Annotated in this window: 13 protein-coding genes and 1 pseudogene; 5 read left to right on the forward strand and 9 right to left on the reverse strand. The window is 44.9% G+C overall.

What is annotated here, in order from left to right:
- Window positions 1-32: 32 nt before the first annotated feature.
- The 6 genes and pseudogenes from ACQCN2_RS06395 to ACQCN2_RS06420 form a co-directional block, all read right to left on the reverse strand.
- A complete protein-coding gene (locus tag ACQCN2_RS06395; protein ID WP_426928188.1) occupies window positions 33-1040 on the reverse strand; it encodes an ABC transporter substrate-binding protein in 1008 nt (335 codons plus the stop codon).
- Between the two features lie 202 nt (window positions 1041-1242).
- Window positions 1243-2256 carry an ABC transporter substrate binding protein gene (locus ACQCN2_RS06400; protein WP_426928057.1) on the reverse strand — a complete coding sequence of 338 codons (1014 nt, stop codon included), beginning with the start codon at window positions 2254-2256 and terminating at the stop codon, window positions 1243-1245.
- Window positions 2257-2425: 169 nt separating this feature from the next.
- Window positions 2426-3262 carry a metallophosphoesterase gene (locus tag ACQCN2_RS06405; RefSeq protein ID WP_426928058.1) on the reverse strand — a complete coding sequence of 279 codons (837 nt, stop codon included), beginning with the start codon at window positions 3260-3262 and terminating at the stop codon, window positions 2426-2428.
- 128 nt (window positions 3263-3390) lie between these two features.
- A pseudogene (locus ACQCN2_RS06410) lies at window positions 3391-3612 on the reverse strand (DUF3892 domain-containing protein); the annotation flags it as partial.
- 483 nt (window positions 3613-4095) lie between these two features.
- Window positions 4096-4980, reverse strand: a complete 885-nt coding sequence (gene rarD / locus ACQCN2_RS06415; protein ID WP_426928059.1) for an EamA family transporter RarD — start codon at window positions 4978-4980, stop codon at window positions 4096-4098.
- On the reverse strand, window positions 4977-6074 hold the full coding sequence (locus tag ACQCN2_RS06420) for an AbrB family transcriptional regulator (RefSeq protein WP_426928060.1): 1098 nt from the start codon (window positions 6072-6074) through the stop codon (window positions 4977-4979). The genes rarD and ACQCN2_RS06420 overlap by 4 nt, the downstream gene beginning before the upstream one ends.
- Window positions 6075-6273: 199 nt before the next feature.
- Between ACQCN2_RS06420 and pdxK the strand changes: the two genes are divergently transcribed.
- The gene (gene pdxK / locus ACQCN2_RS06425) at window positions 6274-7092 is read left to right on the forward strand and encodes a pyridoxine/pyridoxal/pyridoxamine kinase (RefSeq protein ID WP_426928061.1); all 819 of its coding nucleotides are present in this window, start codon (window positions 6274-6276) and stop codon (window positions 7090-7092) included.
- An 89-nt stretch (window positions 7093-7181) separates the two neighbouring features.
- Here pdxK and ACQCN2_RS06430 read toward each other — a convergent pair whose 3' ends face one another.
- Entirely contained in the window at window positions 7182-9335 is a 2154-nt protein-coding gene (locus ACQCN2_RS06430) for an ATP-dependent Clp protease ATP-binding subunit (protein ID WP_426928062.1), read from the reverse strand.
- A 194-nt stretch (window positions 9336-9529) separates the two neighbouring features.
- Between ACQCN2_RS06430 and ACQCN2_RS06435 the strand changes: the two genes are divergently transcribed.
- The gene (locus ACQCN2_RS06435; RefSeq protein WP_426928063.1) at window positions 9530-9757 is read left to right on the forward strand and encodes a DUF3951 domain-containing protein; all 228 of its coding nucleotides are present in this window, start codon (window positions 9530-9532) and stop codon (window positions 9755-9757) included.
- A 107-nt stretch (window positions 9758-9864) separates the two neighbouring features.
- The gene (locus tag ACQCN2_RS06440) at window positions 9865-10461 is read left to right on the forward strand and encodes a hypothetical protein (RefSeq protein ID WP_426928064.1); all 597 of its coding nucleotides are present in this window, start codon (window positions 9865-9867) and stop codon (window positions 10459-10461) included.
- A gap of 59 nt (window positions 10462-10520) precedes the next feature.
- Here the strand turns inward: ACQCN2_RS06440 and ACQCN2_RS06445 are convergent, their stop codons facing one another.
- Together ACQCN2_RS06445 and ACQCN2_RS06450 are read right to left on the reverse strand one after the other, a co-directional pair.
- Entirely contained in the window at window positions 10521-11783 is a 1263-nt protein-coding gene (locus ACQCN2_RS06445) for an MDR family MFS transporter (RefSeq protein WP_426928065.1), read from the reverse strand.
- 103 nt (window positions 11784-11886) lie between these two features.
- Window positions 11887-12450, reverse strand: a complete 564-nt coding sequence (locus tag ACQCN2_RS06450; RefSeq protein ID WP_426928066.1) for a GNAT family N-acetyltransferase — start codon at window positions 12448-12450, stop codon at window positions 11887-11889.
- An 86-nt stretch (window positions 12451-12536) separates the two neighbouring features.
- On the opposite strand from ACQCN2_RS06450, the gene ACQCN2_RS06455 reads away from it, so the two are divergent.
- Window positions 12537-13139 (forward strand): cupin domain-containing protein, encoded by a 603-nt coding sequence (locus ACQCN2_RS06455; RefSeq protein WP_426928067.1) that lies wholly within the window; start codon window positions 12537-12539, stop codon window positions 13137-13139.
- Between the two features lie 113 nt (window positions 13140-13252).
- Window positions 13253-13549, forward strand: coding sequence for a hypothetical protein (locus ACQCN2_RS06460; protein ID WP_426928068.1), 297 nt, complete (start codon window positions 13253-13255; stop codon window positions 13547-13549).
- The last annotated feature ends 149 nt before the right edge of the window (window positions 13550-13698 follow it).

Genomic DNA, 13698 nt, shown 5'->3' on the forward strand with positions numbered 1-13698 from the left:
TGTATCCTCCTAGTTGTCTTGATTTCATTGGGTTATTTGATGACTTCATCCGCACGATCTAGCATCGCTTTTGGCAAGGTTACACCCATTTTAGCTGCTGCCGCCGGATTGACGGTCAATTTCATTTTACTTTGTTTTTCAACGGCCATATCAGCTGGCTTTGCTTCACCTTTCAATACTTTCACAGCCATATCTGCCGTTTGTTCCCCTAGCTTCGTGTAGTCAATTCCATAGGTTGCGATGGCTCCGCTTTTCACAGAGTTTTCTTCGCCAGCGATGACTGGCAATTTTTGTTCTTCGGCTATCTTCAATATAGCGGCGAGAGACGAAACTACCATGTTATCCGTTGGTACATAGAACGCGTCTACTTTTCCAATCATCGATTCGGCTGCTTGCTTCACTTCAGTCGGATTGGTGATGGCGGCTTCCTGAATCGTAATACCCAGTTTGCCAGAAACGGCCTTCGCCATGTCAATCTGTACCTTGGAATTCACTTCACCAGAATTGTAGATAATTCCGATCGATTTGGTTTCAGGCTTTATCTCTTTTATCAGCGAAAGTTGTTCTTCCACTGGGTTCATATCCGTTGTTCCTGTCAGGTTTCCGCCCGGTTTATCCATGGATTTGACGAGCCCTGCAGCAACTGGGTCGGTGACCGCTGTAAAGAGAACGGGAATATCCTTCGTAGTTTGAGCGGCTGCTTGTGCTGTTGGCGTGGCAATCGCTAAGATCAGATCTACTTTGTCTCCGGAGAACTTCTGTGCAATCGATGTTGCAGTATCCATGTTTCCTTGTGCGGATTGCAGATCATAGGTAACATCCTTGTCTTTGGCATAACCCTGCTTGGCCATTTCGGAGATAAAACCATCTCTAGCCGCGTCCAATGCCTGGTGTTCTACGATTTGGACTACTCCGATTTTGATTGGCTTCTTGCTTCCAGAAGCGTCTGGAGTTGGTGACGTCGTAGGTGCGCTTCCACCCTGCTGACCACAGGCTGACAATAATAACATGGAAGCAGACAACAACAAAGAGGCTACCATTGCTTTTTTGGATTTTCCTGCAAACGATTTTTTCACATTCATGTCCCCCTAGCTTTTCATACTTTTTATTATATATTCCAGCTAGTCAGAATTTTATCACAAAACCTTTCTACTTTAAACCCCTAAAGTTTAATGCCTAAAAGTATAAAAGCGTTAAAGGGTTTTATTAGGAGAGCCGTTACGCTCTCCTTGTTCATCTATGTTATTTAAAAATTTCCTTTGCTTGTTTACGCAATTGATCCGGCACGGTTAATCCGAATTTAGCAGCAGCTGTTTCGTTGATGTACAGGTTGGTTTCTTTGCAAACTTCAACTGGCGTATTGGACACTTTTTGGCCTTTCAGGATTTTCGCAACCATATGACCAGTTTGCTTACCCATTTGATAGTAGTCGATACCGTAAGTAGCAACGGCTCCTCGTTTCACAGTGTCTGTATCGGAAGCGAATACTGGCTTTTTCGCTTTTTCAGCAACCATCAAGACTCCATCAAAAGCGGAAACCACTGTATTATCGATTGGAATCAAAATCGCATCAACCTGATCCACCAAGGATTGTGTCGCTAATTGCACTTCAGATTGGCTGCTGATTCCGGTTTTGACCAATTGAATGCCTTTGGCTTTTGCCGCTTTTTCCAGCTCATCAACTTGAACACCGGAATTTACTTCGGAAGTCGTATACAATACGCCTAGTTTTTTAATCGATGGCATCATTTGTTGAATCACTTCTAATTGCTTCTCCATAGGCACTTTGTCAGAGGTTCCTGTAATGTTGCCTTCTGGTTTGTCCATAGATTGTACGAGTTGTGCAGATACTGGGTCAGTTACCGTGCTAAAAATAACGGGGGTATTGGTTACCGCTTTGGCAGCAGCTTGAGCGGATGGTGTCGTAATGGCTACAACCGCATCGTCTTGATCACTGGCAAATTTTTGCGCAATGGTCACCGTATTGTTCATGTCGCCGTTCGCGTTTTGGAAATCAATCTGGAGGTTGTCTTGATCCTTAAAGCCATCTTCGGCTAAACCGTCCACAATCCCTTTGTGAACAGAATCAAGTGCGGGATGCTGTACGAATTGGGTAAGACCTAACTTCACTTTGTGTGCTTGTGAAGTTGGCGCGGTAGTCGTTTGCGAGGAATTCTGTACATTGGCGGAACCACATCCACCTAGTACAAATGCGGTCAAAAGGGTACAAACAAATAAACTCATGCTCTTTCTCATCTTATCTCGTCTCCTTCTCTTCTCTCACTCAACTAAAAATCTCTCAACTAGTTATGGATTATAGCACACATTATTTGAAGTGCAAATCATTTTTTGAATCATCATAACCGATCAAGCCGGTCAAAATCTTTCCAAGAATCGCTCTTGGCGTAAGGTTCAACTGGTTCCGTCATTTCTGTTGCTGCAGAGTGATCACTGTGATCTCCGGGCGACTAAAGAAACGGACGGGAAGAATGGTAGTTCCAATGCCTCTCGTCGTATAGATGGTCATATTATGCAGCTTGTATTCCCCGGCGTTGTAGTTTTTTCCCAATCTGGAGGTCAATACGGGCCCACCAAAAGGTATACGTACCTGCCCCCCGTGACTATGCCCCGACAATTGAAGATCAATGGGGAACTTGCTACTTATGGCTGCGTAATCAGGTTCATGTACCAAAAGAATCGTCGGCGCTTGTTCGGATACCCCTTGTAGGGCTTTTGCCAAATCGGGATTCCCGTTTATAGCATCATCAACTCCAACGATATTCAACCGTCCACCGTTATGGACCATCGAGTCTGATTGGTTGACGAGCAGCTTGAATCCTCCCAGCTGAAGATGCTTGGCAATCTGGTCTGCGTCTGTACGGTAATCATGATTGCCAAGTACGGCAAATTTCCCGAGAGGAGCCTGAAGTCGCGCCAATTCGCGACTTGCTTCTTGGATCATCGGCAATGCATCCCGTGAATCCAGCAAATCTCCCGTAAAACAGATGACGTCTGGCTTTTGTTCATTGATCTGATCAACCAGCTTACGCAAATGATGATTCTCGTAATAAAAGCCTACATGTACGTCGCTGAATAGCACAATTCGCAAACCAGCCATTGAGGCAGGAAGCTTGGCGATGGCAATCCCCACAGGGCGAACCTCGACCCAAAAGCGTTCGATGAGCGTAACGTACACAAGCGATCCCAAGATGATAATCAGCCCGATCAGCCAAGTGAGCGGGATGGATAGGATTTTTTCCATAACGTTCTCCTCTGTTTTTTCTTTACCCTGATAGGTTACGTGAACGTGATCTTCCAATTTTACCAAATTGCACCGTATAGATGGAATCCTCTTTAACAAATGATATAAAAAAAGCCCGATATCTTGGGCTAAAACTGAGGAAGATTGTCCAGATTATTTTCTTTGATGCCGTCCGGCTCGCTGCGAAGGATGTCTCTGCCGTATTTGTGAAACACATCGACGTGAGACAGCTTCCCTGCCTTGGCCTCCGCTAACGCAGTCAGGTAATCCAGCTCCCGTCCTGAGCTTGTTTTGAACGCGATGAGATCGCCATCGTCGTTTTTACGGACAGCTACAATCTGTTCTTGCCCGCCTTGCGCATACTCTTGATTCTCCATCGTTTCATTTTGAGTCATTTGTCCTTGGCTAGCAGGCATTGGACGGTTAGTGATTGTGAATTGCTCATTGGTTTGAGTCAACTGTCCCATCGTAGGATTCGTTTGCGAGACTTGTGGAGCATTCTCCTGAATCGCCTGCTGTTCCCCTCGCATTTTGTATAAAGCGTAAATCTCTTCAAAATCCTGATTGGTGCTCATAGGAACCTCCCTACTTCGTACATCATGACGAATTAGCTTCAAGTTGCTGGTAAGGTTAGGTTTCCAATGGATTGGAACAACTATGCACTTGCCTTTTTTCCGCTTGCTTTACCAGGTTTCAATATGAGCTGTTTCAACCCGTCCAGATTAACGAAGACGATTACAGCCCCATGCGGTACGATCCCGTTAATCGTATATTACTGCACATAAAATAGAGCTTCGCATCGGAAGCTCTTTTTCTCGTTTCAAGAGTAGTATTTAAGCGGCTTTGGCCGTGACGACCTGTTTTTGTCTCATGGAGCTGAAGGTAAAGACAAACAGCGAGCACCAAATAAATCCAAAAGCAATCAAATCCGGTGTCGTAAATTTCTCATGAAAGATGAAGATGGCGAGCAGCAGACTCGTGCTCGGCGCCAAATACTGAATGAAGCCAACCGTTGTAAATGGCAGGATTTTGGTTGCTTGAGCAAACCAATAGAGCGGCAGTGCTGTTGCCGCACCGGACAGCAATAAAAGCAGGATAGAATACCAGGGGAGAGTAAAAGCAGTAGCTTCCCCCTTGACCTGAACAAACATCAGATAAAGCAAAGCCAGCGGTGAAACCAGAATCGTCTCCCAAGCAAGACCCAGCATGGAGTCTATCTTGATCATTTTTTTCGCAAGACCATACAACGAGAATGAGAGAGCGAGAGAGATCGCAATCCAAGGAACCTGGCCGTACTGGAATGTAATAATTGCGACCCCAATGGCGGCGAATCCAATCGAAATCCATTTTCCGATCTGAAGTTTCTCCTTCAGAAGGAACACCCCAAACAAGACATTCAGTAACGGATTGATATAATAACCGAGACTGGTCTCGATCACGTGTCCCGCATTAACCGCCCAGATGAAGATCAGCCAGTTTGAACTAATCAGCAAAGAACAACAAAGGATGGCCAGCTTCTGTTTCCGCTCAGAGACTGCCTGCTTAAGCTGACTCCAACGCTTATTAATCGTCAACAGCGCCCCTACGAACACAAACGACCAGAGGATTCGGTGCGCGAGAATCTCCCAGGCCGGCATCGTTTGAAACAACTTCCAATAAAGCGGCAATAGTCCCCATAAAAGATAGGCGGCCACTGCGTAAAGTACCCCTTTTTTCATGATTCTCTACCCTCTTTTCCTGTAGCAAGCATTGACGATCTGTTTTTTCTCCACAACAACCATTTCTTCAATAACGGCGGCACAAATAACATAATAAAGAACATCCGAAACAGCTGATAACTACTGACCATCGAGAGATCCGCGTGAACGATGCTAGCCGTTACACCCATCTCCGCAATCCCACCTGGCGCCGTACTCAAAAACGAAGTGGAAGCCGAAGCCCCCGTCAAGTAGGCAAGCACCTGGCTGATCGCCAAAGCGGCACCGACCAGCAAAATACTGCTGGTTACGGTAAAACCGCCAATTTTCTTGAAAATACCGAAGTCACTCACCTTCATGGTTAACCCGATATACGCTCCAAAAATAAGCTGAGAGACAATCAATAATGGACCAGGTAATGGCGGTGCTTGAATACCGGTCACGATGGCGATGATCGCGGTAAAGAGCAGCGGACCTGTGATGATGGCAGCAGGTAAGCGGATTAGCTTACCGCCCCAAGCCCCCGTTATGGCTACAGGTATGTACAACAAATACGTCCACCACGGAAATAAACTGACGGAAGTCGCATTGCTGGTGACAGCCGAACCGGCAGAGGATATGGCCCCCTTGGATAGTCCGTGTACGGTCAGAAACGGAATGATAAAAATAACAGCCAACAAGCGAATCGTCTGCATGAACGAGACAATCGAAACGTTGGCTTCCTCAATCTCCTCACTAATGACAAGCATCTGGGATAATCCCCCTGGAACACTTCCGAATATACCGCTCGCCACGCTGATCCCGCTCTTCTTGGCAACCAAATACCCCATAGCCAGACTGAACAAAACCAGACTAATCGTGGTAACCGCCATATAAGGAAGCTGACGTCCGATATCCCAGGCAGTCTCCCGGGTAAACGAAGTACCCAGCATGTAGCCGAACAGGACAGAAGCAACCTGTCGAAAAGAAAATGGACAATCTAACTCCCTTTTCACGCCAAGATGCCAGATCATGACTCCAGTGATGGACCCAAGCATCCAAGCCAACGGTATATGCAGCAAGGAGAATACAACGGCTCCGATGATCGCAACGATAAATGTTTCCACAATTTTCATGACATTTCTCCCATTATAAACCCAACCCATTCCGTGCTTCGATGATTTAGGAAATTTAACAGATTCCCACTATGGTGTCAATACAACATGAGCGTTATAAACTATTGACAGTTCCCTGCTTTTCCCTTTCAATTAATGATAAATAAACTAATATCCGCGGATTGCAATCGATATTCGCGCAGGTGTAAGGAGTAGGGTTATGACAATGCATAAAGCGTTAACCATTGCTGGATCTGACACAAGCGGCGGTGCTGGAATTCAAGCCGATCTGAAAACATTCCAAGAGCTTGGCGTGTTTGGGATGAATGCCTTGACCGTAATCGTTGCTCAGGATCCCCACAAAAATTGGTTCCATGCCGTATTTCCAATTGACGTAGCGACATTGGAAGCCCAAATTGAAACTGTCATGGCTGGAATTGGAATCGATGCTGCCAAAACAGGTATGCTAGGTTCTCCAGAAGTAATTGAACTCGCTGCACGAAAATTCAAACAATATCAAGTGAAAAATATCGTAGTTGACCCTGTAATGGTCTGCAAGGGCGCGGATGAAGAATTACATCCTGAATCCACAGTCGCTTTGCGCGACGTTCTCGTGCCATTGGCAACGGTTGTCACGCCTAACCTGTTTGAAGCAGCCAAACTAAGCGGGATGGCTCCTATCACCACTGTAGAGCAAATGAAGGAAGCCGCAGAGAAAATTCACGCGCTTGGCGCCAAATACGTGCTAGTAAAAGGTGGCGGCAAACTCCAGCACGAAAAAGCGGTAGACGTGCTCTACGATGGTCAAACATTTGAAATCCTTGAATCTGACCGAATTGAGACAACCTACACCCACGGAGCTGGTTGTACCTACTCCGCTGCTATTACGGCTGAATTAGCAAAAGGCAAGTCTGTTCGCGATGCGGTTCACACCGCCAAAGCCTTTATTACCGAAGCAATTCGCCATTCTTTCCCGCTTAACCAATACGTAGGCCCAACCAACCACGGAGCTTATCGCAACAGCTTGGTATCCAAGTAAGCATCATTAAAAACTTCCTGATGCAATCTGGGTAGAAAAAAACCATTGAGACGAGTTCTTGTCAACTCGATTCTCAATGGTTTTTTCATTTACGCAATCTTAACTACGGTAATGTGATCATCTACTACATCCACTCTGATTTCTGTTACGTTTTCTTCCTCAATAATCAGATCGGCAATACCATCCTCCACGTATTCCTGAATCGCTCGACGCAATGGTCGTGCTCCGAAGGCTGGGTTTACTCCAAGCTCCACCAGTTTGTTCATCGCTTCTTTCGTTACCGTAATGGTTTTTCCTTGTTCCTTCATGGTTGTTACCACATCTTCTAACATCAGCTCGACGATTTGAATCAAGTCATCGTTATTCAGCTGAATAAACGGGATAATCGCATCAAAACGATTCAAAAACTCTGGTCGGAAGTAATCGCCCAAGTTGTCGATCAAAGGAATCATTTCGACTTCCGCTTCCTCTTCTCCCTTAAATCCGAGTGACTTCCTATTCTGCTGTGTCGCACCAGCATTACTTGTCGCGATAATGACCGTATCCTTGAAGCTTACCGTACGTCCCTGACTGTCGGTCAAACGACCATCCTCAAGAATCTGCAGGAACATATGCATGACATCTGGATGCGCTTTCTCCACCTCATCCAATAAGATGATGCTATAGGGGTTACGACGGACTTTTTCGGTTAACTGTCCAGCCTCTTCATGGCCTACGTAGCCTGGAGGAGAACCAATCAGCTTGGAAACGGAGTGTTTTTCCATGTATTCGCTCATATCGAGACGAATCATCGCTTCCTTCGAACCGAAGAGCTGCTCCGCAAGCCTTTTGGTCAACTCGGTTTTCCCTACACCGGTAGGTCCAACAAACAAGAAGGAAGCAATCGGTCTTGTTTTGGAGGTAAACCCCGCACGGCTGCGGCGAATCGCTTTGGCTACCTTCTTCACCGCTTCTTCCTGCCCAATCACTTGAGCTGCCAGTTGTTCCTCCAGATTTTTCATCTTGGTTTGTTCCGCTTGTTGAAGTTTTTGCACAGGAATTCCTGTTTTCTTTTCAATTATTTCTTGAATGTCCTCTACACGCACTTCCCCAGTAACGGCGGAGTTTTCTACTTGGTTCAAACGACTCTCCAGTTCCAGCTCTTCTTTTCTGATTGAAGCGGCACGTTCGTAGTTTTCCTCTTGCGTTGCCTTCTCCTTCGCTTGGCGAACCTGCTCCAGTTTGGCCAAGAGGTCAGATTCGTCACTTGCTGAGTGGCGCAAATTTACTTTGGAACCCGCTTCATCCATCAAGTCAATGGCTTTATCCGGTAGATAGCGATCTGCAATATAGCGCTGGGATAGCTGGACACAAGCCTTCAAAACCTCATCTGTATAAGCTACCTGGTGGTACGCTTCGTATTTCGGACGCAACCCTTTCAGAATTTCAAACGCTTCCTCACTGGATGGCTCCTTCACGATAACCGGTTGGAAACGACGCTCCAGCGCGGCATCCTTTTCAATCGTGCGGTACTCTTTCAGGGTCGTCGCGCCAATTACCTGCAATTCACCGCGCGCCAAGGCAGGCTTGAGGATGTTTCCTGCGTCCATGGAGCCTTGTGCGGAACCTGCTCCTACCAACAAGTGAATCTCGTCAATGAAGAGGAGAATGTTTTTGCGTTTTTTCAACTCTGCGATGATTTCTTGCATTTTTTCTTCAAATTGGCCACGGATTCCAGTACCGGCAACTAATGAGGATACGTCAAGCGTATACACTTCTTTATTTGCTAATTTGGCTGGAACCTTACCCTCGAGAATGCGCAGGGCCAAACCTTCAGCAATCGCAGTTTTACCAACCCCAGGTTCACCGATCAGCACCGGGTTGTTTTTGTTTCTACGGTTAAGAATCTCGATGACGCGATCTACTTCAACATCACGACCGATGACAGGGTCAATTAAGCCAAGTTTTGCCGCTTGATTCAAGTTGCGGCAAACCTCATCCAGTATGCCTTGAGATGGATAGTTCTCCACAACCGCTTCTCCACTTTTCTTTCGAGGAGGTGTCATGGAAGAAGAAAAGAGTGAAGAAAACATCTGATCAAAAGGACTCTTACCAGACAAGGAACCAAATGGCTGCGGGACGTTCATGCCTTTGGCTACTTTTTGGTAGCATTCATGACACAGGTTAAGGCTCTGCGCCTTGTTATTGATGACCATATTCAGTTTAACGTTCGCTTGATTTTCTTTGCAGTGTTGGCAAATCATACAGCTTCCCTCCTAATAGATTCTTAACGAAGAATCTTAATCTGATTTTGCAAGGTTTTTGACTTTGACTAACCTTGACCTTTATGACCTTATTATACTTTGACCTTTCTTGACCTTCAAGTGGAAAATTTTATTTTATAACGAAACTTTTCCCAGAGCTCATTCGTAGACATCTTAACTACCTACTATAAGGAATGATTGCTTTGTTCATAACGCTAGTCTTGACAAGCACAATCGCAGTTCTTATACTTATTGCTTTCGGAATGGCGCTCTACAAGTTTTTTTCTAAGAAAAAGATTGTGGAGCATTATTACACTCCCCTCGATTACGTCTTCGGGCAAACCCAAGTGGAACATCACGAACAAAAGGTTGAAAAGAAAGAGACAGATGAGGATGAAGAAGACGATCCCCCTTCCCGATGATGTTCCAGTTTTTGAAATGGTTTTTCGTGACCATACCATCTTTTTGGGTTACACTAGAAGGTAGGTTTTACGTCTACCTACACTATCCATTTCATCGAGGTGTCATCGTGAAAAAGTTATTAACCCTTTCGCTTATTCTCTCACTGATATTTGTATTAACCGCATGCGGGAACCAAAGAAATAATGCTGAAAACTCCCCGAACGTAGGCGGTGGTATATCTGCCGAAGTCATGAAGATCATTTCGAATAAGTCGGCGGATTCGGCCAAGCTTGGACAAAGCGTTCAAGAGTTTGAGAAAAGACTGGGGCAACATACTACCCCTGAAGTGTATCAGTCAAAAGAGTTGGTCTCTTTTCAAACCCAGGCAAATCGCCCACTCACTGTTGTTTATGATCAGTCAGGGGATCACAAGGTGACTCACATTTCGACGACCAAGGATTTTCAAAGCAACACGTTCTTACTGGACAGCAAATCGCAGGCACAAGGCTATGAGGATGAACTCTTAGCGCTCGCAAGCCTTACCGCCTTCATCCCAAGTGATGCCAACGTCCAATCTCAGACGATTAAAAAGATCGGTGAGCGTCAGGAAATGCATGTGATTACGTTAACCTCACAAACTGTCCCAAACCTTGTTCTTTATACGATCGAAAAGGATAACAAATCCTTCGAGGCCATGCTGACTTCCGAAGACCCGACAAAATAAAGCGAAAAGAACCCTTACTGTCTCTCATTAGGAGAAAGTAAGGGTTCTTCTATTGTGCTTTAGGCCGCATGCTCTTCTTGCTTCGTCTTTTTTTCCAGTTTAGTAAACAGGATCATGAATAAGACAACTGAAACAACCCCAGATAAAAAGAACAGGCTGCCCATGGTATATGAGTGCAAAAACGAACCGATCGTAACGGCTAAAGATCCCAAAACCATATTGAACCTGTGAGACGTCCCGAATACAGCCATGTATGTGCTTCGCTTATCGTCTGGAATCATCTTTGGTACAGTACTCTGCATAACAGGCACCCAAACCAATTCACCAATCGTAGCTACTGCGGCAAATAAGAGCAATAACCAAGGTTGATTAGTAAACGAGACAATCCCATACCCTGCCGCGTAAATCAAAATCCCAGTAACTAGAGCAAACCTCTTTGAAAGCTTTCTGATGAAGTGAACAGCAACTAATCCAAGCAAAACGACGATGAAGGTGTTGGTCGCTGTCAATAACCCAAACATTCTCACTCCATCAGCCTGCAAGCTGTACCCGCCGATTGTGAAAAGCGTTTGCTGCTTGAACTCCTGAATCAACCGTACGCTGGTATATTGTCCTGCCATGTTCTCAATAGAACCATTGAGAACCCCTGCTAATAAAAACAGCATAAACAGTTTATCCGTAACCACTGACTTATAGGAGTGAATAATGGATAAGATCGGGTTTTGCTTCGGTTGCTTATCTTCTTTAGGTGTGTACGTCTCTTTAATGAAAAAGTAGATGAGTATAATAGAGAACAAAGAGGCACCCGTCGCTCCCAAGAAGATCTCAAATCGATGGGATTGGAAGAAGAACCCGCCAACCAAGCTACCTACCAACACGGATACATTCCAAGCCCAATATCCGAACCCATAGATAAGCGGTCGATTCGCTTCTGTGGAACAGTCAATTAGCATCGCTTCCTGTGCTGGTGAAGAAATACCCCAGAAGATACTCATCAACATGGCCATCGCATACGTCACCCACGTCGAATCAAACCATGGAGAGTTCGCCAAAGCCGTGATGCCAAACGCCGCAAATCGCAGGAACTCAGAGAATAGAATAACCTTTCTCCGCCCGATTTTGTCAGCCAAAGTCCCCCCATAAAATTCGGCAACAACTCCGACAAGTACATTCACCATCAAAAGGATACCGGTAAGCGCCGCTCCCATCCGTTGGGCAAAATAAATCGTCATAAATGGAAAGATCATATTTCCAAGAATATTCGCGACAAACATCTCAAGAAAACGCACTTTAATATTTGGATGTAAATCCCTATATCTCATTAATTGGCTCCTTTGCGTTTTTTTGGTTAAGAACCAATATATGATAAATAAGAATAATTTTCAATCAATAAATAATTTTCTAACAGTATTTCTTCTAAACGTTCTAAACATATTCCATCAACCAGCAATCATGCCACACCCCTTCGTGCCATTCATGTTGCTGAAGAACTCCCCTTTTGCAAAAGCCGCATTTCTCATAACAACGGATAGCCCGGAGGTTACTCACTCTTGGATCAACAATGATTCGCTTTACTTTCAGCTCCTCTGATAAGTACCCGATCATACTGTCCATGACCATCTTGCCAATCCCCTGATTCCAATAGTCCGGCTCCCCGATAAACTGATCCATTCCATAGGCAGCTTCCGAAGTTGGCAATTGATATCTCTGCAACATCTCGACCGAGAGCGGATAAAATTGCAAATACCCAATGGGAGAACCCTCATATTCCACAAGGCAGCGGTTTATGTTCGGGACCTCTTCAGGATGGTTTGGGTAGAACTTCTTCCTGACTTTCTCTTCATTGTAGACCCGATCCCGCCCCTCATAATACTGCAAGACTCGTGGATCGGATAACCATTTCACCAACCAAGGAATATCCTTTTCGTTCAGACTTCTAACACATAGCGAAGAATCATCTGTAAAATAGCAAGAATTTGGCTTCAACACATTCCACTCCTATTTGAAGTTGATTCCACAAGAAAGAGTCGTTATGTTTGGAATATACCATTTTTTTGAAGTGGAGGAAATTGAATATGACGCATATCACTCTTCAACTAAAGCGGAATATCCCCGGTTTACAAAAAATTTGGCACAGTGCGAATGAAACCTGTCGACTGATTGAAGGTTATTTAAGCCCGGGAGATGAGATTGGACCACATACTCATCCCTTAGGAGAGGACTGTGCAATCGTCTTATCTGGACGATTAACCTACTATCTTAGCAACACTCGTACAATGGAAGTCGGACCTGGGGAGGTCGTCTTCGGATTTCAAAATGTGATTCACGGGTATGCCAATTTATACAAGGAACCTGTTCATTTATTGATCTTCGCAACACCGAAGGACACCGGGTTAGCCTATCCATCTGAAAATGATCCAGCTGTGATCCACCTTCCAGATCATGCTCGAGTTCTCTCACCCGCTAGCAAGCCAGCTTCAACAAGGGAGTCTGCGTACTCATCTTTTTCTTTTGTTGACGTTGAGGAAGTGTATGAATTACCTCATGAAGAAGGAATGACGAATGTGTTTGTTGATTTCGAACAAAAACAAGTGCATATCTTTGACAATCTGCCGGTTTCACTTCATGTAGATTTTGGCGCCGAAAAGAAGTTCTTAAGATACCAGGTACGTAGTTGAGTTTCATGAGCTCTTTTGGTAGGTGTCAAGGCCAGGAGGATTTCATGTCTTTCAGGGAACAAATCGAAAATCACCTCGTCAAATCAGTAAGATTGAAATTGGGGTGAGACGGAATGTGGATGAATAAAATGGCCGTGCTGTTTAACATTCTTCTAGGCATTAGCGGATTTTATGTAATGGCATTCGTGCTGATTACCGGAGGCTTCCTCGATGTTAGACCTACACCTAGTATAATGGGATACATCGTTTTACTTGCCTATCTTATGGCTTGTATCCTGACGAATCTGTTATTTGCGCGTAGGTCTTCTCATGTCATGAAGTACAGCGTGACCGCCTTGCTCATTATGCTTGCTGCATTTGGTGGCACAGTTCTTCTGAATCGATTTTGGGTGACCTTATTTTCGAGTTAAAGAATGATCCAAACCATGAACACCTCATTTTTATTCCGAGTACGGAAAATGCCTTGGTGGGATCTTGATGAGTTGAAAAAATAATGGATAGAGAAGTCAGTCATTTACACCTGACTCCCTATCCATTTCTTTTGTGTATCTTGTAAATA

It is taken from the genome of Brevibacillus ginsengisoli (genome assembly GCF_050113715.1).
Classification (GTDB): Bacteria; Bacillota; Bacilli; order Brevibacillales; family Brevibacillaceae; genus Brevibacillus_H; species Brevibacillus_H ginsengisoli.

What these genes read in the sequence shown, in the direction of transcription:
- ACQCN2_RS06395 (WP_426928188.1), bottom strand. Translation starts at nt 1,040, where the DNA reads ATGGTAGCCTCTTTGTTGTTGTCTGCTTCCATGTTATTATTGTCAGCC.
- ACQCN2_RS06430 (WP_426928062.1), bottom strand. Translation starts at nt 9,335, where the DNA reads ATGATTTGCCAACACTGCAAAGAAAATCAAGCGAACGTTAAACTGAAT.
- ACQCN2_RS06455 (WP_426928067.1), top strand. Translation starts at nt 12,537, where the DNA reads ATGACGCATATCACTCTTCAACTAAAGCGGAATATCCCCGGTTTACAA.
- ACQCN2_RS06420 (WP_426928060.1), bottom strand. Translation starts at nt 6,074, where the DNA reads ATGAAAATTGTGGAAACATTTATCGTTGCGATCATCGGAGCCGTTGTA.
- pdxK (WP_426928061.1), top strand. Translation starts at nt 6,274, where the DNA reads ATGACAATGCATAAAGCGTTAACCATTGCTGGATCTGACACAAGCGGC.
- ACQCN2_RS06435 (WP_426928063.1), top strand. Translation starts at nt 9,530, where the DNA reads ATGATTGCTTTGTTCATAACGCTAGTCTTGACAAGCACAATCGCAGTT.
- rarD (WP_426928059.1), bottom strand. Translation starts at nt 4,980, where the DNA reads ATGAAAAAAGGGGTACTTTACGCAGTGGCCGCCTATCTTTTATGGGGA.
- ACQCN2_RS06445 (WP_426928065.1), bottom strand. Translation starts at nt 11,783, where the DNA reads ATGAGATATAGGGATTTACATCCAAATATTAAAGTGCGTTTTCTTGAG.
- ACQCN2_RS06400 (WP_426928057.1), bottom strand. Translation starts at nt 2,256, where the DNA reads ATGAGAAAGAGCATGAGTTTATTTGTTTGTACCCTTTTGACCGCATTT.
- ACQCN2_RS06405 (WP_426928058.1), bottom strand. Translation starts at nt 3,262, where the DNA reads ATGGAAAAAATCCTATCCATCCCGCTCACTTGGCTGATCGGGCTGATT.
- ACQCN2_RS06460 (WP_426928068.1), top strand. Translation starts at nt 13,253, where the DNA reads ATGTGGATGAATAAAATGGCCGTGCTGTTTAACATTCTTCTAGGCATT.